Here is a 21,070-nt window from a genome sequence, read left to right as displayed (position 1 = left end):
GACCTCCCGGCAATTACCGGGGCAATGGCCCCTGAGAGCTCCAAAAATCCGAGCCACTCTGTTGTTGGGGCGGCGATCCGGCTTGACTCGCCAAGTCTTCAAATATAAAAACATAAAGACATCTTTATATGATTGTGTCTGAACAGATTGTTTGGCGAGTTGATGGAAACTTTGCTGCAGGGCCTCCGGGCCGTCTCCGAGCCGACGCGATTGCGCATCCTGATGCTGTGTGCGCATGCGGAGTTGTCCGTGACGGAGCTGGTGCAGGTGCTGGGGCAAAGCCAGCCCCGGGTTTCCCGTCATCTTAAGCTGATGGTCGAGGCAAATCTGCTGGAACGCCATCAGGAAGGCAGCCGGGCCTTCTACCGGATGAGTGAAGACAGCGACGTGTCCGATCTCGCCCGTATGCTGGTGGACCTGACGCCGGATGATGACGATGTCATCTCCGTCGATCTGAAGCGGCTGGATGAGATCAAGCTGCAGCGCGCCCAGGTGGCGGAGGAGTATTTCCGCCGCAATGCGCAGAACTGGGAAGATATGCGAGGCCAGCATATCGATGACGAGAGCGTCGATACGCGTCTGAAGCGCCGCATTCTCAGCGCGCCGGTGCGCGATTTGCTGGATATTGGAACAGGCACGGGACGTGTGCTTCGTCTTGTCGGTGAGGATGTTCGGGCCGCGGTCGGTGTCGATAATTCCCGCGAGATGCTGGCGATTGCCCGCAGCTATCTCGATCAGGAAGTGCTGCGGAATTGCCAGGTCCGGCATGCGGACATGTATCGCCTGCCGTTCCCGGCACATCGCTTTGATGCGGTCACGGCCAACATGCTGATGCATTATGCCGACAGCCCGGCCGATATGGTGCGCGAGGCGGCGCGGGTGCTGCGCCCGGGCGGCCGGCTTGTGCTGGTCGATTTCGCCTCTCATGACCTCGCGGACCTGCGCGAGCGCCATGCTCATCGCTGGCTCGGGTTTTCCGATGCCGATGTGGAGCGGCTGTTTGCAAAGGCAGGTCTCGAAATTCAGGATGTCGAGCGGATCGACGGTGGAGACCTCACGGTGTGTATCTGGACCGGCAAGAGCCGGATTGAAATTGCTAATGATCTTGTGGCGGAGGCGCTCTGATGGCCGAGAAACTTTCTGTCAGCTTTGAATTTTTCCCGCCCTCCAGTGAGGCTGCCGAAGCGCGCCTGTGGAACACGGTGGAAAAACTTGCCCCTCTCGGTCCGGCTTTCGCCTCGGTCACGTACGGGGCTGGCGGAACCACGCGGGAGCGCACCCTGAAAGTGGTGCAGAAACTGAAGAGCGACGGGCGTATGGAGCCTGCGGCGCATCTGACTTGTGTCGGTGCCGACAAGGCGGAGGTCGATGGCATCGCCAAGGGATGGCTTGAGGCGGGTATCACCCGGCTGGTCGCTCTGCGCGGCGATCCGCCCCAGGATACCGGCCGCTATCAGCCGCATCCGGACGGCTATGAAAATGCAGCGGATCTGGTCTCCGGATTGCGCCGGATCGGCGCTTTCGATATTTCCGTCGCGGCCTATCCGGAAGCACATCCGGACTCACCGTCTGAGGCGGCGGATATCGCCAATCTCAAGGCAAAGATCGACAACGGTGCGAACCGCGCGATCACCCAGTATTTCTTCGATGTCGATCTGTTCCTGCGTTTCCGGGACAAGGTCACCAAGGCGGGTATCGATGCTCCGCTGGTGCCGGGCATCATGCCAATTGGCCATTTTGGCCGGATGGTGAACTTCAGCAAACGCTGCGGCGCGTCTGTTCCCGACTGGCTGTTCGAGCGGTTCGAGGGACTGGACGAGGATCCGGAGACGCGTGAGCTGGTTGCCGCCAGCACCGCCGCCGATCTCTGCCATCGTCTGATCGAGGAAGGCGTGACGGATTTCCATTTCTACACCCTCAATGTGCCGTCGCTGACCTTCGCCACATGCCATCTGCTCGGCATGCGTCCGAACCTGTCGGAGGCCGCATGACGGGAGTGGGAGAGCGCATCCCGCATGCTGCCCCGGCGCCGGCCTCGCAACTGGCGCGCTGGGTCGGCAAGAGCGGCTGCGTAGAGGCGCTGAATATCGAGCGTCCGAAGCTGGTCATGAAAGTGCACCGGCGTTTCGTGAAGGCCGGTGCCGAGGTGCTTTTCACCAATTCCGGCGGCGCCGCTCCGCAGTTGCTGCGCAGTTTCCGCATGTTCGACGAGGCCTTCGCCGTCAGCTATCTCGGCGCCGAGCTGGCCCGGACGGTGGCTGACGAAGCGGCTCATCAGGTGCTGGTGATCGGCGATGTCCGCTTGCCATCGAGGGTTCCGGTCACGGGCTTCATGACGGCGGACGAAATCGAATCCGCCGCGCGCTGCCTTGTCTCCGCGCAGGTTGCGGGCGGTGTCGATGCGGTACTGATCGACGTTGCGGCCCGTCCCGCGCATGTCGCGGCGGCGATGAACGGGGCCCGCTGGGGCATGACGGAGGCAGAGCAGAAGGTTCCCCTGATGCTGCTGCTGCGTCCGGCATTGCAGCCGGGCCGGTTTGATCGCGACCAGATCCATGAAGATCTGGCACAATCCGCCGTGCTTGCTTCGACCATGCAGGTTGCGGCGATCGGCGTTAATCCGGGCGATATCCCTGAAACCGCTCCGGCACTGCTGGAACATGTATTGCCGAACTGGAAGGGGGCTGTGGCTCTCAGCCCGGCGGCGGATGCCAACACTGTGCGGACGCTGTGCGAAGACCCGATGCTGGGAGGGCGGCTTGCCTTCCTGCCGTCGTCGTCGCCGCGCGATCTCCGCCGCGTTATCAAAACAAGCCTCGGGGCCACGACGCTGGTCCGGAGAAGGAAAAGAAAATGAATCGGGAAGACCGGATCAAAGCCTTCGAAACCCTGCTCGGCGAACGCATCTTCGTGATGGACGGCGCCATGGGGACCATGGTGCAGGGCTATAACCTGGACGAGGCCGGCTATCGGGGCGAGCGCTTGGCGGACCATGGCTCCGACCTGCGCGGGAACAACGATATCCTGAACCTGACCCGGCCGGAAATCGTCGAAGAGATCCATCGGGCCTATTTCGATGCCGGCTCCGATATCGTCGAGACCAACACTTTCAGCGCGACCACGATCGCCCAAGCCGATTATGCCGCCGAGGATCTGGTCTACGAGCTGAACTTCGAAGGCGCTCGGATTGCACGGAAGGCCGCCGATGCAGCCGAAGCGGCGGAGCCGGGACGGATTTGTTTCGTTGCCGGTGCCCTCGGCCCGACCAACAGGACGGCCTCGATTTCTCCGGACGTCAACGATCCGGCTTTTCGGAACACGAATTTCGATGAGCTGGCCGGAGCCTATAAGGAAGCCGCTCGTGGTCTGATCGAAGGCGGTGCCGACCTGCTGCTGGTGGAGACCATTTTCGATACGCTGAACGCCAAGGCGGCTTTGTTCGGGATCGACGAGTTGGCAGAAGAGACCGGTATCCGGTTGCCGCTGATGATTTCCGGCACGATTACGGATCTCTCCGGCCGCACGCTCTCGGGACAGACACCGGAAGCCTTCTGGAACTCGGTGCGCCACGCCAAGCCAATCAGTGTCGGCCTCAATTGCGCGCTCGGAGCGCATCAGCTTCGCGGGTTTCTGGCCGAGCTTTCCCGCGTCGCCGAAACCTGTGTCAGCGCCTATCCCAATGCCGGACTGCCGAACGCTTTTGGTGGTTATGACGAGACCCCGGAAGAAACCGCGCGTGAGATCGGCGCCTGGGCCCGGGACGGACTGGTCAATATCGTCGGCGGCTGCTGCGGCACCACGCCGGATCACATCCGGGCAATCGCCGAGGCGGTCAAGGATGTGCCGCCGCGCGAGATACCGAAACCGCCGCGGCGCATGCGGCTTTCCGGCCTTGAGCCGTTCGAGGTGCCGGCATGAGCGAGACAATGGAAAAGACAGAAACCGGAGAAGTGACCGAGACCGGCGCCCGTTTCGTCAATATCGGCGAGCGCACAAACGTCACCGGCTCCGCCCGCTTCAAGCGGCTGATCCTGGAAGGCGACTATGAGACCGCGCTGGATGTTGCCCGTCAGCAGGTCGAGAGCGGCGCCCAGATCATCGACATCAACATGGATGAGGGGATGCTGGATTCGAAAGCGGCGATGGTCCGCTTTCTGAACATGATCGCGTCCGAGCCGGATATCTCGAAGGTTCCGGTGATGATCGACAGCTCGAAATGGGAGATCATCGAGGCTGGCCTGAAATGCGTGCAGGGCAAGTCGGTGGTGAATTCCATCAGCCTTAAGGAAGGCGAGGAGCCGTTCCTGAAACAGGCCCGGCTGGTCCGGCGCTATGGCGCCGCCGTTGTCGTGATGGCCTTTGATGAAGAAGGGCAGGCGGATACCGCCGATCGCAAATTCGAGATCTGCAAGCGGTCCTACGATCTGCTTGTCGGGACTGTCGGCTTTGCGCCGGAAGACATCATCTTCGATCCCAACATCTTCGCCGTTGCGACCGGGATTGAGGAGCACAACGATTACGGCCGGGCCTTCATTGAGGCCACGCGCCGGATCCGTACAGAGCTTCCGGGCGCCCATGTCTCCGGCGGCCTGTCGAACCTCTCTTTCTCCTTCCGTGGCAACAATTCGGTCCGCGAAGCGATCCATGCGGTCTTCCTGTTCCATGCCATCAAGGCAGGCATGGACATGGCGATCGTCAATGCGGGCGCGCTGCCGGTCTATGAGGATATTCCGGAAGATCTGCGGGAGCGGGCGGAAGACGTGGTGCTCAACCGACGGGACGATGCGACCGAACGCCTGCTGGAAATTGCCGAGAGTTTCCGGGGACAGGCCAAGGCCAGGGAAGCGGACCTCACCTGGCGTGAACAGGATGTGTCGGGCCGACTCTCTTATGCGCTGGTGCACGGTATTACCGACTTCATCGACGAGGATGTCGAGGAAGCGCGGCTTTCCCTTGGCCGCCCGCTGGATGTGATCGAAGGCCCGCTGATGTCCGGCATGAATGTCGTCGGCGACCTCTTCGGTGCGGGGAAGATGTTCCTGCCGCAGGTGGTCAAGAGCGCGCGGGTGATGAAGAAGGCCGTGGCGATCCTGCTGCCCTATATGGAGCAGGAAGCGGACGGCAAGGCCCGTTCCAATGGCAAGATCCTGATGGCGACGGTGAAGGGGGACGTTCACGATATTGGCAAGAACATCGTCGGCGTCGTGCTCCAGTGCAACAATTACGAGGTCATCGATCTCGGTGTCATGGTGTCGTCCGCCAAGATCCTGGAAACCGCCAAGGCGGAGAACGTCGATGCCATCGGCCTGTCCGGCCTGATCACGCCGAGCCTGGAGGAGATGTCCTATGTCGCCTCGGAGATGAAGCGGGAAGGCATGAGTCTGCCGCTGCTGATCGGTGGGGCGACCACCAGCAAGGTGCATACGGCGGTGAAGATCGCGCCGAATTATGATGGGCCGGTGGTCTATGTCACCGATGCATCGCGTGCGGTGGGCGTGACCGGGAACCTGTTCTCGGCCAGCAACAGCCAGAACTTCGCCGGTGAGATCTCGGACGAATATGAAAAGATCCGGGCGCACCATGCACGGGGTAACAGCGGGGCGAAGCGCCTGACGCTGGAAGAGGCGCGGGAGAATGCGACCCAGATCGACTGGGGTTCTTACGAGCCGCCGAAGCCGTCTTTCCTCGGCACTAAAATCTTCGACAATTATGACCTTGGCGAATTGGCCGAACGGATCGACTGGAAGCCTTTCTTCCAGGCTTGGGAGCTGCATGGCCGGTTCCCGGAAATTCTGAACGATCCGAAAGTCGGAGAGACCGCGCGTTCACTCTATGACGACGGGCGCCGGATGCTCGACACCATGATCACCGAGGGCTGGGTGCGGGCCCGTGCTGTTGTCGGCTTCTGGCCGGCGGCTTCGGACAAGGACGACATCGTGCTGTTTACAGACGAGAGCCGCACCGAGCGCCGGAGCGTTCTGCACACACTCCGTCAGCAGCGCATTCACAGCCGCGCAGACCGGGCGAACCTGGCGCTGTCCGACTTCATTGCTCCGCTGGAGACCGGTGTGGCCGATTATATCGGCGGCTTCGTGGTCACGGCGGGCGAGGAGATCGACGGGCGGGCGAAGAAGCTGGAGGCCGCGCACGACGACTATGACGCTATCCTGATGAAAGTTATCGGCGACCGGCTGGCGGAAGCCTTTGCCGAGCGCATGCATGAGCGGGTTCGCACGGAGTTCTGGGGCTACGCGCCAGGTGAGTCGCTCAGCAACGAGCAGCTCATCGCCGAGGATTATCGCGGTATCCGCCCGGCTCCGGGCTATCCGGCCTGCCCGGACCATACGGAAAAGCCAGAACTGTTCCGCCTGCTGGACGCGCAAGCCGCGACCGGTGTGTCTCTTACGGAAAGCAACGCCATGTGGCCTGCTTCCTCAGTTTCGGGGCTCTATTTCTCGCATCCTGAGTCGCGCTATTTCGGCCTCGGCCGGATCGGCCGCGATCAGGTGGCCGACTATGCCGCACGCAAGGGCGCGACTGTGGAAGAGGTCGAGCGCTGGCTGGCCTCCAACCTCGACTATGACCCGAAGGCCGCCGCTGCATAGCTTCAGGGATTCCCGTCTTTCTTCAGACGGGTTAGGTTCTGGACCTATGTTGGTGCGAGAGCCGGAGGCTGGTCTTGGAGGAAACACCGAGGGATAGAGTGTTCCGTGAGGAACTGGCCGATCCTGAACGTTTGAAAGTACATATTGGCCGGCTTGTCGAGCTGCTTAACGCGCGCCTCGATAGTGACAAACGCTACCTCGTCTATGTGCTCGCCCAGCCGAGCCGCATGGGACATCTGATAGCAGAGCCGTGGTGCTTGAACACAATGTTCCGAGAGCGCTACGACGAGATCGTGATTGTCACCGGCCCCGGCGCGCAGGCGGCCAACGCGGCAGTCTTTGAATATCTGAAATCAGAATTCACGGTTATCGAGACCGACGACATCATTTTGACGACAATGGGTTTCATTGATGCCGGTGCCTTCGGGCTGGGCAACTACGATCTTTATCTAAGATCACCACAGACCCTCTATAAGGACTTCACTAAACAATTGGCAAATGGCCTGCCGCATCGGTTCTTCTCCGTTCCGAACCATGTGCGTGACGCAGCGCAAAAGTTTCTCGACAGTTCAATTGAAGATCCATCACGGCCCTATGTCGTGCTGCATGTTCGCGATGCCGGTTTCGCTCCGGATATGGCGTACCACTCGTTCAGGTTCACGCCTATCGAAGCCTACCGGGATGGAGTGAAGTTTCTGCTCGAAAACGGGTATGCGGTGATCCGGATCGGCGATATTGCAAGCCCCGCACTCGATCTCACCGACCCGAATTACATAGAAGCCATGAGGCACGACGCACATGATCGGTCGCTTGATTTCGGGCTGATTGGCGGAGCTGCGTTTGGCATCTGCACGCAATCGGGGCCCTTCTCGATATTCCAGTCTTTGGGTAAGCCGTTCCTGGTGACCAATGCCTATCCGGTTTCGTCCTGGGGATTCTTGCCTCATGAGCTCTCGATCTTCACCCACTATGTGCGGGGAAACGGAGACCGTCTCTCGTATCGAGATATGGGGCTCGCCAACCTGAAGGGGATTCCCACTGCGGGGGCACTGGAGGCTGCGGGGCTGCGGGTTGAAAGCAACAGCGCGGAAGAAGTTCTCGCAGGGGTCATGGAGATGGCCCGGTTTGTCGAGGAGCAAACGCCGCAGGATCTGGAAGTTCAGAACCGGTTTTTGCAAATCACAGCCGAGTTTGACGAAACGGTCCGCGGCACGGCAACGCAAGGACCCACGCCGTCGCGGTGGCCGCAGCGTTTATGCTCAGCCTATCTGGAAACAAATCCCGGTTTTCTGACGTGACGGTAAAGAATATGGGGCCGCTGTGAATAGCGGCGCTTATTAAAAACCGATCGGTTTCGGCACATAGTGAAGTGTCCGGAAGCGGGCTGTCTCGATGAAGCCCAGCTTGCGGTAAAGCGCGAGCGCGCCTGTATTGCTGTCCTGGGTCGCAATGAGGGTGCAATCAGCCAGCCTGGCATAGTGGGAAAAGGCTGCCTTGATAAGTGCGGCGCCGATCCCTTGTCCCTGATGGGCTTGCGAGACGGCGATCAGGTCAATGGTCACTATACGGTTCTGAAGAAGGCACCCGTTAAAGCCAGCAATCTCGCCATCTTCTTCCCAGATGAAGGTCCTGTCCGTTCGTCCATTAACTTCATTCCGGGCCCACGCCGCCTTGACCCGGCTTGCGACCTTCTCCGAGACCTTTGGGTCGGCGTGATATCTGTCCGAGCGGAAAACGGCTTGGGCGATAGCTGCGCAAGACTCTCCGTCGCTCGGGTTTGAATACCTGATATTCGGGGAAGCGGGTTGGAGATCCTCTTGGATGAAATATCGTTCGAGTTGCACAAGCGTCTCGATTTCCCGGAAACCGCTGTCCTCTGCCGGAGGGCGCCATGCTTCCGGTAACCGGACGGATACCAGAATCGCATCGTCCGGCACCAAATCACGTATATCCCGGAGCTCGGACTCGTCTGCGATCTCCAGGCGATAGACAGGGCCTCCGAGGAGGGAGCTGTCGAAAGCTTGTTTCACCTGACTTGCCATTGTGACTATTCCTGAAGCAAAGGCCCGAAATCATTGCCGTAAAAAGATTGCACGGCCCAACCGTGTAACGGTAGTGATTGTTCGGTCGGGTGATGAAAATATAATCGTGATCAATATTGCCGGCGTTAACTTTATATTTCCCGTGGGTGTTACCAGATAGGACGTATCGTTTGCGGTGCACCTTGTGGCGCGTTTAGCTGGCCCCCGGTAACCCGTATGCAAATCATTGAGTAGGCGTATCGTCTTGACGGCAAAAGCGAAGCTTTTCCTGAAAATCGCTATAAGTTGTGTCCTGATTGGGTCCCTGATCTATCAGGTCGATCTTTCACGCCTGATTTCCGCGGCGCTATCGCCGTCTCTTCCGCTGCTGGGCTGCGTCGTCGGGATTGTCATCCTGCAGTTCTTTATCGGTGCCTGCCGCTGGTTCCTGCTCATCCGGGGGACCGGGGTGCCTCTGTCGCCCTGGCAGACATTTCGTATCCTGCTGGCGGGAATGTTTTTCAATCAGGCGCTTCCGGGCTCTCTCAGTGCCGACACGGTTCGTATCTGGCTTGTCAGCCAGCACGGTCTGCCGTTGTCCCGCGCCGCAAGTACCGTGCTTCTTGATCGAACGGCTGGCCTTGTCTCCATTCTGACGCTTCTGGTCGTGACCAGTGTGACCGTGGCAAAGGTCGCGCCGGATCCCAATCTCAGTACCGTTGCAATCCTCGTGGTAGGTGGAGCGCTCGTCCTGTTGGCGATGGGCCTTTCCAGCGCGGACTGGATCGCGGATCTGATCGAGGATCACCGGTTCGGCCGCCCCTTCGCTGCGATGCTCAGGGATTCCCGCGTGCTGTGGCGGGCGGGATACCGGTCCGCTATCGTTATTGGATTAAGCTACCTGCTGCATGTCATCAGCGCGTTCGGGCTCTGGGTAGTATTCAAGTCGATTTCGGTCGAGGTCGACTTCCCGATGGTGCTTGGCGCCCTGCCTTTGGTGATCCTCGGTACTTTGCTGCCGATCTCCGTCGGAGGCTGGGGCGTGCGGGAAGGTCTTATGGTCGGGATCTTCGCGATGACCGGGATGCCGCTGGAACATGCGCTCGCGGCGTCCATCCTCTGGGGCCTGTCGGTGATGATCGCGGCGGGGCTTGGCGGATTGCTCTGGTTATTGAGTCGCCCGGTCGTGGAACGCGCCGAGAGTGTGACAGAAGCCGCAGGCGGCCCGGCCACCTAGCGGCCGTAAAATCCCCGAACCACACCGACCAGGTAATCCAGCTCGGCTGTCGAAAGATGCTGGTCCGCCGGAAAGCTGATGATCGTTTCCGTATGCCGGTCGGTCACCGGGAAGGCGCCATCCGTATAGCCGAGATGGCGCAGGGCATCCTGTTTGTAGAGCGGGATCGGATAATGCACCTTGGCGTCGACCCGGCGCGCGTGACAGTGGGCGAGTAGTTCGTCCCGCCGTTCGGCATAAACCACATAGTTCAGATAAACCGAGCGTTCTTCCGGGCCTTTCGTGGCACGCCGGACGGGAAGCGTGATCTCCGGCACATCTGCGAATGCCGCGTCGTAATGCTCGGCAGCCTTGATCCTGCCAGCGACGATATCCTCAACCCTGGCGACGATCCATTTGCCAACGACCGCCTGCACGGAATCGAGGCGCGTGTTGTAGCCGAGGATTTCCATCTCATCGCGGTTGCGCAGGCCATGATTGCGCAAGAGCCGGCACATCCGGTCCATCTCGGGATCGTCGGTGACGATTACACCGGCATCGCCCCAGACATTGATGATCTTGAGTGGATGCATGGAGAATCCGCCGGCAATGCCCCACGTACCCGCCGGGCGGCCCGCTTCCGTCGCAAGGAGGCTTTGGCAGGCATCCTCGACCACTGACAGGCCATGCTTTTCGGCAATTGCGGTGATCCGCGTCATGTTGGCCATGTCGCCGGCCAGATGGACAGGCATGATCGCCTTGGTACGGGGGGTGATCGCGGCCTCAATCAGGTCAGGGTCGATCCCGAACGTATCGTCGCAATCGACGAAGACGATCCGCGCGCCGGTCTCCGCGATGGCGCCTGCGGTGGCGTAGAAGGTGTTGGCAGCGGTGATGACTTCGTCGCCGGGGCCGATGCCGAGGGCCTTGAGCGGGATCTTCAGCGCGTCCGTGCCGGAGCCGACACCGATGGCATATTTCGATCCTGCGGCAGCAGCGAACATCTCCTCGAATTCACCGACGACCTTGCCGAGGGTAAAGTCGGTGGAACGAACCAGCGCGCGTAACTCGTCGAAAATCTCATCGACATCGGCGAATTGCTGTTCCAGGGGAGAGTAGCGGACCTGCATCGGCTGGCCCTCTGTCTCGGCGGCCATCAGAACGGGCCTTTGAAGAAAGGATCGGGTACGTCGAGTGGGAGGTCCTTGCGGTCTGTCAGGATATCTTGCTCGATGGCGTTTATCTCGGCATCACCCAGGCCCATCATTTCGGCCGCTGTACGGGCGATGCGGGCGGCATCCGGGTAGAAGCCCTTGACCAGCCCGCGCGAGCTTGGCGTTGGATGGTCCGGCAGGCCGAGACGGACCGGGGCGGCGTCAAGCAGATCGAAACAGCGGCTTGTCACCTCGGACACGATTTCTGCGCCGATGCCGAACATCCGGAACCCGGTATCGACGGTCAGCAGCCGCCCGGTGCGGGCCACGCTTTCGACGATCGGATCGAGATTGAGCGGCCGGATCACCCGCAGGTCGAGCACTTCGACCGGGTGTCCGGCCTCCGCCAGCTTGTCGGCGGCGCGGACGGCTTCCAGCGTCATGTAGGAGGTGGCAACGATGGTCAGACCGTCGCCCTCGCGCACGGTGCGCGGGCCGTCGAGCGGACGGTGGACATAGCCTTCCGCGACCGGGCTTGTCGTATAATGCGACCAGCGATGCTCGATCACGACCACCGGATTGGCATCTTCGACGGCGGCGGCGATCATGCCTTTCGCGTCTTCGGCGAAGGCCGGCATGATGACTTTCAGACCGGGCACATGGGCGAAGATCGCTTCCATGCTCTGCGAATGTTCCGGGCCCTGCCCCCAGCCGCGCCCGACAATCATGCGCAGGACGAGCGGCACATTGTGGCGGCCGTTGCTGACATAATGGGTCTTGGCCGCGTTATTCAGGATCTGCTCAAGTGCCAGCAGGGCAAATTCGACGCGCTGCAGGCTGACCACCGGGCGCTTGCCTGCCATGGCGGCGCCGATGGCAATGCCGATCAGGCCATTCTCGGCGATCGGCATCTCGATCATCCGGTCGTGGCCTATATGTTTGCCGATATCCTTCAGGGTGCCGAACAGGGCGGCCGGGTCCTCGACCCCTTCGCCGAAGAAGATGACCGACGGATCGCGCCGTGCCGCTTCAAGCAGGCCGTCACGGATGGCGGTGCCCATATTGATCACCGGCGCATCCGGTGCACTGGTTGTTTCAGGCATAGACATGGGCGAGGGCCTCGGTCGGTTCCGGCAGCGGGGAGTCGATGGCAAAAGCAAACGCGCTGCTCACTTCGGCCTGAATGTCTTTTTCGAGACCTGCGAAGCTGGCCGCGCCGAGCGTTCCACTTTCTTCGAGCATTTTACGATAGCGTTCGAGAGGGTCCTGGACGCGCCAGGCCTGGAACTCTTCTTCGGTCCGGTAGCCGATATGATTGTCGTAGTTCGGCCCGCAATGCTCGCGCCACCGGTAGGTGTTGAGTTGCAGGAATGTCGGGTTCCCGGAGCGCGCGGTCTCGACGGCCCAGAGTGCGGCCTCGCGGACAGCCTCAAGGTCGTTGCCGTCGACATGCCGGTGCTCGATGCCGTGAGCGGCCGGAATGTCTGTCAGAGGTCGGTCCGGCTGGCGGTCGGCGAGGTTGGTATAGACCGAATAGAGATTGTTCTCGCAGACATAGACAATAGGCAGTCCGCGAAGCTTGGCGAAGTTGGCGGATTCGTGGAACACGCCTTCCTCAAGGCAGGCATCGCCGAGGAAGGAGACGGTGACCTTCCCGTTGTTATCGAACTTGTCTGACAGTGCGGTGCCTGTCGCCAAAGGGATCGAGCTGGCGACGATCGGGATGCTGGCCATCATGCCGGCATCCGGGTCCATCAGGTGCATGGAGCCGCCACGGCCGCCGATGCAGCCGTCCCGCTTACCGTAGATCTCCGCCATCATCGCCTTCAGGTTTCCACCCTTGGCAAGATAATGGGCATGGGACCGGTGACTGCTGAAGAGCCGGTCGTCGGACATGAGGGCATCGCAGACGCCGACGGCTGACGCTTCCTGGCCGATGGAGAGATGCACCGGGCAGCGCATTTCCTGCTCGGCGTAGCGTTCCGCAATGGTCTCCTCGACCAGACGAATGCGCAGCATCTGTTTCAGGCAGCGCAGCCTGTAGTCGTTCCCGGCGTCGGCCATTTTTCCAGCTCCGGCGTCAGATGAAGTTGATATGCATGGGCTGTTCGCCCTTCATTTCCGGCAATTCGAAGTCGCCCTTCTGGTAGCCGTCGAGGAATTCGTTGACCTTATGCTGCAGGCACAGGCTGCCGCACATTTTCTGGGCGTTGAAGTCCGGGCTGGCGAGGTAGTTCATCACTTCCCAGTAGCGGTCGCTGTAGAAGATGTCGCGGAACCGTTCCTCGGTGATGTTGCCGATGTGGAATTTCTTGTAGCGCTCGTTGAACAGCATGCCGCAGGGTGCGACCAGGCCGGAGCCGGACATCTGCAGCATGAAGGGCGCGCCGTAACAGCGCTGGTAGCTACGCGTGCCTTCGGTATCGATTTTCGACCACTTGACCGTTACCTGGTAGCTGTCGTCGGACAGCGCTTCGGCCGCGTGCAGGGTTTCGTAGAGGTCCGCATAGCCGCTGTAATCAACCCCGAGGGAGCCGTCCTCGTCGTCGCTGCAATGCTTGATCACCAGATAGTCCGGCCGCAGCTCCTTGCCAAGCTGTGCCAAGGGCATGATCTGGTCATGATATTCGGGCATCAGCACCATCTGCATGCCGATGGTCACATCGAGATTCTGCTCGCGCTTGATCTCGCCCATGGCCTTGATGTTTTCCGCGACCCGGTCGAACCAGTGTTCCTTCACGCCCATGATCTCGGCATAGCGTTTACGCTCACCAGCCGAGATGTTGACGCGGAGATAGGTCAGAGACGGGAGCACTTCTTCCAGCTTGCGCCGGTTGAGCACGAAGCCGTTGGTACCGACGGCCATGGAGAGACCAAGCTCGTGCCCGTATTTGCAGGCGTCGACGAAGACAGGCGAAATCGTGCTCTCACCATCGGAGACCAGGCTGATGCCTTTGACGCCGATCTCCGCGCAGTCCTCGAGAAACTCGAAGATCGCCTTCTTGTCGATCACCTTGCGCTCGTTTTCCTGCAGCATTGCGTAGCAGAAGTGGCAGGCGAAATTGCAGGCGCGGGTCAGCGACATGTCGATGGTGATCGGTGCGATCCGCTCACCGCGCTCCCAGGCGTCGATACGGTCCTGATGCCAGGCGATCTTGGTGCCGTCCAGGATCAGCTCGACGTGATCAGTCATTCCGGTCATGGCTTCGTTCCTTGGACTGTTGGTCCCGGTTTCTAGAGACGCCGGATACGGTTCGCGTCCTTCACCACCTCGGTGAAGAGTTCGATACGCTCGCCGGTCTGCTCCCGCAGCCAGCGCTCAAGTCTCATCAGCAGCACGGGTTTGTCCCAGGCGGGAACCTCGTCGGTGAAAGCGAGGAACAAACGATCATATTGGTCGATTTCGACCAATTCAAAGGAGCCGTCCGAAAGTCCGTTGTCCGCCTTGAAGCGCGCGATATGGGGCAGGACAAGATCGCGCTTTCCCGTCTTGTCGAGTTTTTGCCAGGCTTCACTGTAGGGCCGGTCGAAGAAATTCGTGTCTTTGTGACGGCCGAACCGGGCCTCGGCCTCGCGCCTGACGGCAGCAACAAGACGTAACGGAATGGCAAAGCAGGCCCCGGCATTGCGCGGCGTCAGGATGCCCGCGACCGGAGAGGGGACGTTTGGATCGTGGAGCGCGTGGAGAGCGAAGACCAGTCCATGCTCCACAACCTCGCGCACCGGGGCGCCTATGGCATGGGCGCATAACAGATCCAGGACGGCGCTTTCGGCCGCTTCTGGAGGGGCGCTGAAATGAGCGTCCACAACGGTCTCAGTGGCGTTGTCGAGGGTTAACGTCAGGCTCATCCCGTCCGCGTCCACTGCAATCTTTGCGGTGTCTGGAACCGGCGCGGAGGCGGCATGCACAAGATGGCCGAGCCGGTCCGTGATGCGCCCGGCAAAAGCCTCGGGAATGTCCGCGCGGCTGTTCACTGGCGTCTCACGCTGTAATGCTGCTGATATGGACAAGGCAATGATCCCCCTGGTCCTCGACCGAGATGTCGGAGAGTGGTGCGAGTGCGGTCTTCAGATCATCGGTGCGGCCAGCTGGCAGGGTGTCGCGATTGACCCGGACGGTGAAACTCTCGACACCGAATGCACCGGCGGCTTCGACCATGTTCAGGATGCTTGAAACCGGATTTTCGTCAGGGACCCACATCTCCAGAAAGTCCAGATCCACACCGTGGCTGCGCAACTGGTTCAGCAGGCGGTTCTCGTAGGATTCGACAAGCTGTTCGTAGTTGATGGCTTGCTCGCTCATCTGTCTCTCTCCGGCATCACGCGGCCGCTGCAAGGAAGGCGTTCACTGCGCCTGCCACCCGGTGGATTTCGTCTTCGGTCAGGTTCTGATGGATCGGCAGGGTAATGATGCGTTCTGACTGCAACTCGGTGACCGGGAAGTCTCCGGCCTTGTGCCCAAGATAGGCCGCCGCCGGTTGCAGATGGATCGGCACCGGATAATGGATCGCCGTTCCAATACCAAGCGTGGAAAGGTGTTCTTGCAACGCGTCGCGGTGATCCACCTGAATGACAAAGGTGTGGAAACTGTTGAATTCAATATCCCGGCAGGGTGGTGAGAAGGCTAGGGCGGGGTCTAACAGTTCGCGATAGAGCGCCGCATTGTTCCGGCGCCGTTCGATCAAATTGTCCATTTTACCGAGCCGGTAATGCAGGATCGCCGCCTGGATCTGGTCCATGCGCGAGACGGAGCCAAACTTCGCAACCGTGTTGCGGTCCACCAGCCCGTGATTGCGATAAAGCCGGGCATATTCCGCGATATCGTCACGATCTGTCGTCAGGAAACCGGCATCGCCACAGGCATTCAGGTTTTTCAGAGGATGGGCGGAGAAGCATCCGGCGTCACCAAGGGCACCGCTGGGCTTACCGTCATAGAGCGAGCCGATGGACTGGGCAGCGTCTTCGATAACCGCGAGCCCATGCCGCTCTGCAATGCTCCGGATCGGCCCCATATCGGCGACCCGCCCGGTCAGATGTACCGGCATGATCGCCTTGGTTTTCGGCGTGATCTTCTTTTCGATCTCCGCCGGGTCGATATTCTGGTCGGGCAGCACGTCGGCAAAGACCGGCGTAGCGCCGACATGGGCGATCACCGCTGTCGAGGCAACAAAGGAGTTGGGCGGCGTGATCACCTCATCGCCGTGACCGATACCGAGCGCTGCGAGAGAGAGAATGAGTGCATCCGTCCCGGAATTGAGTGCCACCGCGTGTTTCGTCCCGCAGCGCTCTGCCAGGGCAACTTCCAGCTTGTCGTTCCACGGCCCGCCTACATACATGCCGCTGGCGAGGATTCCCTCAATGATCGGCATCAGATCGTCGCGTTCCTGGGCGAACTGGGTGCCTATATCAACATAGGGGATCGGGGTCTCTGTCACGCTCGTATCCGGCATATTCTTCCTGTCCGCGCCACCTTCGCCTGCGGATAAACTCTTCCTCGCAGCGGCGCTGTCACTTCAAAAGCGCGGTCAACGCCTTGACCACGCTGATTTTATCGACCGAGTCACGGTGCCCGACGATACCAACCTTGATGGCACCGGCGATATTCCCGATCAGACCGATATTAGCAATATCCGTTCCAACTTTGGCCAACGGCGATGTGATGGAGAAAAAGGCATCGCCCGCCCCCATCGTGTCCACTACCCGGCGGGTGAAGGCCGGGATCTGCGTTACCGGTCCACCAGCGTCATAGGCGACGCATCCGTGGCGGCCATGGGTCAGGATCATGCGACCGCAATCGATCTTGCTCGGCAGGATCTCCTCGGCAATCTGACCGAGATCGCTGAACCGGTCGCCGACCGCGAGCCTGGCTTCGGGCGAGTCGATGCAGAGATAATCCGCGCGCGGATATTTGGTGATCAGATTATAGCCGCGATTGGCGCTGTTGGTCTGCGCATTGACAGCAAGGAATGGCGCTTTCTCGCATATCAGGTCGACGGTGGGGCCGGAGATCAACCCGTGGCCGAAGTCGGCCGCCATGACCAGATCGTACCCCGGAGCGAGTTCGGCGATCTTGGCATGCAAATCCGCCATCGGCTCGGGAGGCAGGGGCGAGTCCTCGATAAACTGGACCTCGAAGAGTTTCCGCACATAACTGTTGTCGACGAACCGCACCTTTCGCGTGGTTGGAGCATTCGGCCGGTAGACGGGAATGATATTCACATTCTCGCGCGACTGTTTGTTGATGAAATTCTCGCGCGGATCGTCCTCTCCAAGACAGGTGATGATGTCGACCTGTTTGCAGAAGCTGGCGACATGGTTTGCCGCCGCTATGACACCGCCCGCGAAAATCTCGATGTCCTGATACCGGGTGGACATGATGTTTTCCTTGGACGGCTGACCCGAGGGCGAGACGTACTGGTACTCGTCCAGGATCGTGTCGCCGATTATCAGGATCTTCATGTCCTTGATGCTGTCGACCAGGTCCAGCAATTGCTGCAGACCGACCCGGTTCCGGACCTGATCCAGATAGTCCCGGACCTCGGGCTCGAAGACATCGACATGCCGGTTGATCAGTTCGCTTGAACTGAAGGTGATGTCGTTGGTGAAAACAATTCGGCCGCCATGGCTTTCGACGGCGTTGCGTTCATCGACAATCTTGCCGGTGACGTCTTGCTCCGCGTCTACATAGTCGGAGCCCTTGATATAGGCATCCGGCTTGATCGCGTTGATCACCTGTTCCGCGGATGCGTCGTGATTGACCCCGACCCAGCTGACATATTCGAGTGCGGCCAGCATTTCGGCACGGAGTTGATCGGTGAAGACGGGGCGGCCCGGCCCTTTGTGAACATGCTCGTCGGCAGTCACGGTCACAATCAGCACATCGCCTTCCCGGCGAGCCTGCTCAAGGTGCCGGACATGCCCCATATGCAGCAAATCAAAGGTGCCATGGGCATGAGCGATCTTTTTGCCTGAAGATCGAATTTTTTCCGCTATCTCAGAGAGTTCCGAGACAGGTTTGATCTTATCTCTCGCTGATGCCTGCATCCGATTGATTCAACTATTTAAAGATACATAAAGCGTATCACAGTTTCATCGCCTTCCGGGAAAAACAATTCACGCGTATAACTTACACTCTCAGCCATGAGAGACGCGATGGTGTTGGCCAATTTTCAGTCTATGATTCAAACAGTTTCAATGAGTTGTTAAGCCGGAAATATCAGGGACGGGCACTTGGCCCGGCCCGGTAAAACCGGTGCCGCTGAGAAGGATGAGCTCAGGGCGTTGGCGTCTGGGGAACTTGTGATTAACCAGCGTTTTCCGGTCGTCTATCAGAAAGAAGAATCTTGATGACTTCTGTTTCCTGTCACCATTGCGATTCCGCCAGACTCGAAACGGTGGAGGGTTATTCTGATTGGTGCCGGGTCACGTCGGATAGCCGCAGCTGGACCAAAGGCGGCGCGTTGGCTGTTTGTGGCGCATGCGGTCTGGTACAGAAACCGATTACGGATGAGTGGTCCCGGGAAGCGGACAGAATCTACGAGAGCTATGTGCTCTACCATCAATCCCGGTCTGGCGTTGAGCAACTGATCGCAGGTGAGACTGGTCTAAAATCGAGGTCTGTCCACCTGATCGACTGGATGCGCGGGGCATTGAAACTGGACGACGATGGTCTCTTGCTCGATTTCGGATGCGGAACGGGATCAACATTAAAGGCCTTTGCACAGGAGCTGCCGCGTTGGCGGCTCAATGGATACGACCCGAACGTCAAAGACGTTAATGTTCTTTCCGAGATAGAGACGGTCGACGGGATCTATGAGCGTCTCGAAGATATCGACAAGCACTTTGATCTCGTTACGCTCGTTCACGTTTTCGAACATATTCCCTCACCGGCGAAAGTCATTCGCGACATTCGCAGGCTGCTTCACCCGACCAAAGGACGTCTGTTTATTCAGGTCCCGTATTTTCCTCATAACCCGTTTGACTTGTTGATCGCGGATCACAGCAGTCATTTCACGCAGGCGAGTATTGCGTCTGTTGTTGCAAGCGCTGGCTTCGACATTGAAGCCTTACGGGTAGATGTATTGAAACGGGAGATAACGGTTGTGGCCCGCCCGGGAGCGGGAAACTGGCGGGCATCGTCTGTTGATGCCGGTGCGACTGTTTGCGGTCTTCGTGCCGCGCTGGACTGGCTTGGGACGGTCAGGAAATCGATGGAAACTTGCGGTGACGGCGCGTTCGGAATTTTTGGCACGTCCATCTCAGCGGCGTGGGCATCATCCAATCTTGAGCGCAGGGCCGATTTTTATTTGGACGAAGATCGCTCGCGAGTGGGCTGTACGTTTTTTGATCGACCGATCGCAGCTCCGTCGGACGCACAACGGGGGGCGTCGATTTATATCCCGCTGGTTCCGGCTCTTGCTGCCCAGATCAGCGAGAGGCTCACGGGATTTGAGGCTGTTGCTATTCCCGGCGATTTTCCAGAAGCATTTACGAGAATTGGCACCGACGATGCTCATGCATCTTTAGGCTGATCTGGTCTCAATTGATTTTGGGTTCAATCAGGTAGAAGAGGTGCAGGCGGCGTGTCGTCTTTTCGCCTGTATGCACTTCGATTGGGGACAGCTCCGTAACGTCTCCGAACCGCTCCAGAATCGGAAACGGATTGTCCCATTTCGCGACCAGCAGCACCGTGTCCCCCGGTTCCGGCAGATACCGTTCCGTCAGCTCGTAGTGATGGTCCGGATGGCCGTCATAGTCCCACATCTTCGGGCGGCGCTCGAGATCGCGCAGGGCATAGAGCAGGGAAGCCATGGTCTTGCGGTCTTCGGTCAGCCAGACGGCCTCTGGATGTGCCGCGAGGACTGGGCGTAGCTGGTCCGCTACCTGATCCCATGCGCGCAGGCGGCGTAGCGGATCTTTCTTCAGCGGCACATCAACGCCGGGCAGGTCGAGGAAGAAGAAGCCAAGCACGGCGGCGGCCGTGAGATTGATGCCGATACCGGCGACAACAAGCTTCAGGCGGTCGCGCTTGAGCAGCCAACACACAACCAGGATCGTTGCCGCGACATAAGCCGTGGCCGCCCAGTTGGCGTTCGCCCGGCTGAGGAAGGACTGGCCGGTGATGATCAGCAGCACTGGCAGGGAGAAACACAGCAGCAGCTTTTCCATTTGCGCCGCCGGGTCCCGGCGCAGCACGGCGAGGCGCCAGAGCAGGGCGAGGAAAAGCACCGGCCCGAAGACACCGGCCTGGCTGCCGACGAATTCCAGCATTTTTCCGAAATGGAACAGGTCGCCCTTCAGGTTGGTGTTGTCTTTGACGTGCGTGAAGGTCACCCAGCCGGACTCGAAATTCCAGATCAGGTTCGGCGCGAACACGGCAAGCATGATGACGAGCGCGACCAGCGGCTTCCGGCTTGTCAGCCAGGACCGGTATGCGGGCGTAATCAGTGTGAACAGGACCAGACCGAGGATGAAATAGGCCATGGCATATTTGGCGAGGAACCCGGCACCGAGGGCGAGGCCGAGCAGCAGAGGCCATCCGGGTGCATCGCTTTTCAGGCTGCGGACGAAGGCCAGCATGGCCACAGCCCAGAGAAAGAGCAGCGGCACGTCGGTCGAGATCAGCAAGCTGGAGAGAGAGACAGCCGGAAGCGTCGCGAAACTCAGCCCGGACCAGAACCCAGCTTTCCTGCTCCCTGTCAGGGTCTCGGCAATACCGTAGATGGCGAGTGCCGTTCCGGCATGCAGCAGGGGCGAGGGCGCGCGGATGCAGGCTGTTGTATCGCCACAGAGCGATTGCGCCCCGGCAATGATGAAAGCGATCAACGGCGGCTTTGTGTAGTAGCCCCATTCGAGATCGCGGCTCCACGACCAGTATTGCGCCTCATCGCCATGCAGGCCGAGCCCGCTGCCTGCAAGAACCGCCAGCCGGAGCGCGGTCAGTGCCGCGACGGCGAGGAGGAGCCACAGGAAGTAGGGGCGGTTGTCGTCTTTGATCACGGTTGGCATGCGTCGATGCTTTCCTTGCGCGCCGGCCTTGCGTGCCGGAGATGCCACGCCTTAGCCGAGGCGCGC

18 protein-coding genes are annotated in these 21,070 nt (G+C 59.9%); 8 read left to right on the top strand and 10 right to left on the bottom strand.

Annotated features, from left to right (window positions below; all coding sequences use genetic code 11):
- Window positions 1–162: 162 nt before the first annotated feature.
- The 6 genes from IG629_RS10680 (at window position 163) to IG629_RS10660 (ending at window position 7,903) form a co-directional block, all read left to right on the top strand.
- Entirely contained in the window at window positions 163–1,125 is a 963-nt protein-coding gene (locus tag IG629_RS10680; protein ID WP_028466607.1) for an ArsR/SmtB family transcription factor, read from the top strand.
- A complete protein-coding gene (metF, locus tag IG629_RS10675; protein ID WP_193171931.1) occupies window positions 1,125–1,991 on the top strand; it encodes a methylenetetrahydrofolate reductase [NAD(P)H] in 867 nt (288 codons plus the stop codon). The genes IG629_RS10680 and metF overlap by 1 nt, the downstream gene beginning before the upstream one ends.
- The gene (locus tag IG629_RS10670) at window positions 1,988–2,857 is read left to right on the top strand and encodes a homocysteine S-methyltransferase family protein (RefSeq protein ID WP_193171930.1); all 870 of its coding nucleotides are present in this window, start codon (window positions 1,988–1,990) and stop codon (window positions 2,855–2,857) included. Before metF ends, IG629_RS10670 begins: the two co-directional genes overlap by 4 nt.
- Window positions 2,854–3,918, top strand: coding sequence for a homocysteine S-methyltransferase family protein (locus IG629_RS22635; RefSeq protein ID WP_051284944.1), 1,065 nt, complete (start codon window positions 2,854–2,856; stop codon window positions 3,916–3,918). Before IG629_RS10670 ends, IG629_RS22635 begins: the two co-directional genes overlap by 4 nt.
- Window positions 3,919–3,926: 8 nt before the next feature.
- Window positions 3,927–6,605: a methionine synthase gene (metH, locus tag IG629_RS10665; protein WP_226886610.1), complete on the top strand. Its 2,679-nt coding sequence runs from the start codon at window positions 3,927–3,929 to the stop codon at window positions 6,603–6,605.
- Window positions 6,606–6,679: 74 nt separating this feature from the next.
- Window positions 6,680–7,903, top strand: coding sequence for a TIGR04372 family glycosyltransferase (locus tag IG629_RS10660; protein WP_193171929.1), 1,224 nt, complete (start codon window positions 6,680–6,682; stop codon window positions 7,901–7,903).
- A gap of 39 nt (window positions 7,904–7,942) precedes the next feature.
- On the opposite strand, the gene IG629_RS10655 is transcribed toward IG629_RS10660, so the two are convergent.
- Window positions 7,943–8,647: a GNAT family N-acetyltransferase gene (locus IG629_RS10655; protein WP_193171928.1), complete on the bottom strand. Its 705-nt coding sequence runs from the start codon at window positions 8,645–8,647 to the stop codon at window positions 7,943–7,945.
- Between the two features lie 244 nt (window positions 8,648–8,891).
- Here IG629_RS10655 and IG629_RS10650 point away from each other — a divergent pair, with 244 nt between their 5' ends.
- Window positions 8,892–9,863: a lysylphosphatidylglycerol synthase transmembrane domain-containing protein gene (locus tag IG629_RS10650; RefSeq protein ID WP_193171927.1), complete on the top strand. Its 972-nt coding sequence runs from the start codon at window positions 8,892–8,894 to the stop codon at window positions 9,861–9,863.
- Here the strand turns inward: IG629_RS10650 and IG629_RS10645 are convergent.
- From IG629_RS10645 to IG629_RS10610, 8 genes are read right to left on the bottom strand one after another with little or no spacing between them, the layout of a single operon-like run.
- A complete protein-coding gene (locus IG629_RS10645) occupies window positions 9,860–10,999 on the bottom strand; it encodes a DegT/DnrJ/EryC1/StrS family aminotransferase (RefSeq protein WP_226886609.1) in 1,140 nt (379 codons plus the stop codon). The two genes, IG629_RS10650 and IG629_RS10645, sit on opposite strands and share 4 nt — an antisense overlap.
- Entirely contained in the window at window positions 10,999–12,105 is a 1,107-nt protein-coding gene (locus IG629_RS10640) for an alpha-ketoacid dehydrogenase subunit beta (RefSeq protein WP_226886608.1), read from the bottom strand. The genes IG629_RS10645 and IG629_RS10640 overlap by 1 nt, the downstream gene beginning before the upstream one ends.
- Complete coding sequence (locus tag IG629_RS10635; protein WP_226886607.1) at window positions 12,092–13,060, bottom strand: thiamine pyrophosphate-dependent dehydrogenase E1 component subunit alpha; 969 nt, start codon at window positions 13,058–13,060, stop codon at window positions 12,092–12,094. Before IG629_RS10635 ends, IG629_RS10640 begins: the two co-directional genes overlap by 14 nt.
- Before the next feature lie 16 nt (window positions 13,061–13,076).
- Complete coding sequence (locus IG629_RS10630; protein ID WP_193171926.1) at window positions 13,077–14,198, bottom strand: radical SAM protein; 1,122 nt, start codon at window positions 14,196–14,198, stop codon at window positions 13,077–13,079.
- Between the two features lie 32 nt (window positions 14,199–14,230).
- Window positions 14,231–14,971, bottom strand: coding sequence for a hypothetical protein (locus IG629_RS10625; protein WP_193171925.1), 741 nt, complete (start codon window positions 14,969–14,971; stop codon window positions 14,231–14,233).
- A gap of 7 nt (window positions 14,972–14,978) precedes the next feature.
- Complete coding sequence (locus IG629_RS10620) at window positions 14,979–15,299, bottom strand: hypothetical protein (protein WP_193171924.1); 321 nt, start codon at window positions 15,297–15,299, stop codon at window positions 14,979–14,981.
- A gap of 16 nt (window positions 15,300–15,315) precedes the next feature.
- On the bottom strand, window positions 15,316–16,446 hold the full coding sequence (locus IG629_RS10615; RefSeq protein ID WP_193171923.1) for a DegT/DnrJ/EryC1/StrS family aminotransferase: 1,131 nt from the start codon (window positions 16,444–16,446) through the stop codon (window positions 15,316–15,318).
- Between the two features lie 58 nt (window positions 16,447–16,504).
- Entirely contained in the window at window positions 16,505–18,040 is a 1,536-nt protein-coding gene (locus IG629_RS10610; RefSeq protein ID WP_193171922.1) for a PfkB family carbohydrate kinase, read from the bottom strand.
- A gap of 302 nt (window positions 18,041–18,342) precedes the next feature.
- On the opposite strand from IG629_RS10610, the gene IG629_RS10605 reads away from it, so the two are divergent.
- Window positions 18,343–19,527 carry a class I SAM-dependent methyltransferase gene (locus IG629_RS10605; protein ID WP_193171921.1) on the top strand — a complete coding sequence of 395 codons (1,185 nt, stop codon included), beginning with the start codon at window positions 18,343–18,345 and terminating at the stop codon, window positions 19,525–19,527.
- Window positions 19,528–19,534: 7 nt separating this feature from the next.
- Here IG629_RS10605 and IG629_RS10600 read toward each other — a convergent pair whose 3' ends face one another.
- Entirely contained in the window at window positions 19,535–21,004 is a 1,470-nt protein-coding gene (locus IG629_RS10600) for an ArnT family glycosyltransferase (RefSeq protein WP_193171920.1), read from the bottom strand.
- Window positions 21,005–21,070 lie beyond the last annotated feature (66 nt).

Source organism: Nisaea nitritireducens (assembly GCF_014904795.1).
Classification (GTDB): domain Bacteria; phylum Pseudomonadota; class Alphaproteobacteria; order Thalassobaculales; family Thalassobaculaceae; genus Nisaea; species Nisaea nitritireducens.
This window is presented reverse-complemented; position numbering and strand designations above follow the sequence as displayed.

Coding starts and splice junctions, on each gene's coding strand:
- IG629_RS10680 (WP_028466607.1), top strand. CDS start 163: ATGGAAACTTTGCTGCAGGGCCTCCGGGCCGTCTCCGAGCCGACGCGA.
- metF (WP_193171931.1), top strand. CDS start 1,125: ATGGCCGAGAAACTTTCTGTCAGCTTTGAATTTTTCCCGCCCTCCAGT.
- IG629_RS10670 (WP_193171930.1), top strand. CDS start 1,988: ATGACGGGAGTGGGAGAGCGCATCCCGCATGCTGCCCCGGCGCCGGCC.
- IG629_RS22635 (WP_051284944.1), top strand. CDS start 2,854: ATGAATCGGGAAGACCGGATCAAAGCCTTCGAAACCCTGCTCGGCGAA.
- metH (WP_226886610.1), top strand. CDS start 3,927: ATGGAAAAGACAGAAACCGGAGAAGTGACCGAGACCGGCGCCCGTTTC.
- IG629_RS10655 (WP_193171928.1), bottom strand. CDS start 8,647: ATGGCAAGTCAGGTGAAACAAGCTTTCGACAGCTCCCTCCTCGGAGGC.
- IG629_RS10645 (WP_226886609.1), bottom strand. CDS start 10,999: ATGGCCGCCGAGACAGAGGGCCAGCCGATGCAGGTCCGCTACTCTCCC.
- IG629_RS10640 (WP_226886608.1), bottom strand. CDS start 12,105: ATGTCTATGCCTGAAACAACCAGTGCACCGGATGCGCCGGTGATCAAT.
- IG629_RS10635 (WP_226886607.1), bottom strand. CDS start 13,060: ATGGCCGACGCCGGGAACGACTACAGGCTGCGCTGCCTGAAACAGATG.
- IG629_RS10630 (WP_193171926.1), bottom strand. CDS start 14,198: ATGACCGGAATGACTGATCACGTCGAGCTGATCCTGGACGGCACCAAG.
- IG629_RS10620 (WP_193171924.1), bottom strand. CDS start 15,299: ATGAGCGAGCAAGCCATCAACTACGAACAGCTTGTCGAATCCTACGAG.
- IG629_RS10615 (WP_193171923.1), bottom strand. CDS start 16,446: ATGCCGGATACGAGCGTGACAGAGACCCCGATCCCCTATGTTGATATA.
- IG629_RS10610 (WP_193171922.1), bottom strand. CDS start 18,040: ATGCAGGCATCAGCGAGAGATAAGATCAAACCTGTCTCGGAACTCTCT.
- IG629_RS10605 (WP_193171921.1), top strand. CDS start 18,343: ATGACTTCTGTTTCCTGTCACCATTGCGATTCCGCCAGACTCGAAACG.
- IG629_RS10600 (WP_193171920.1), bottom strand. CDS start 21,004: ATGCCAACCGTGATCAAAGACGACAACCGCCCCTACTTCCTGTGGCTC.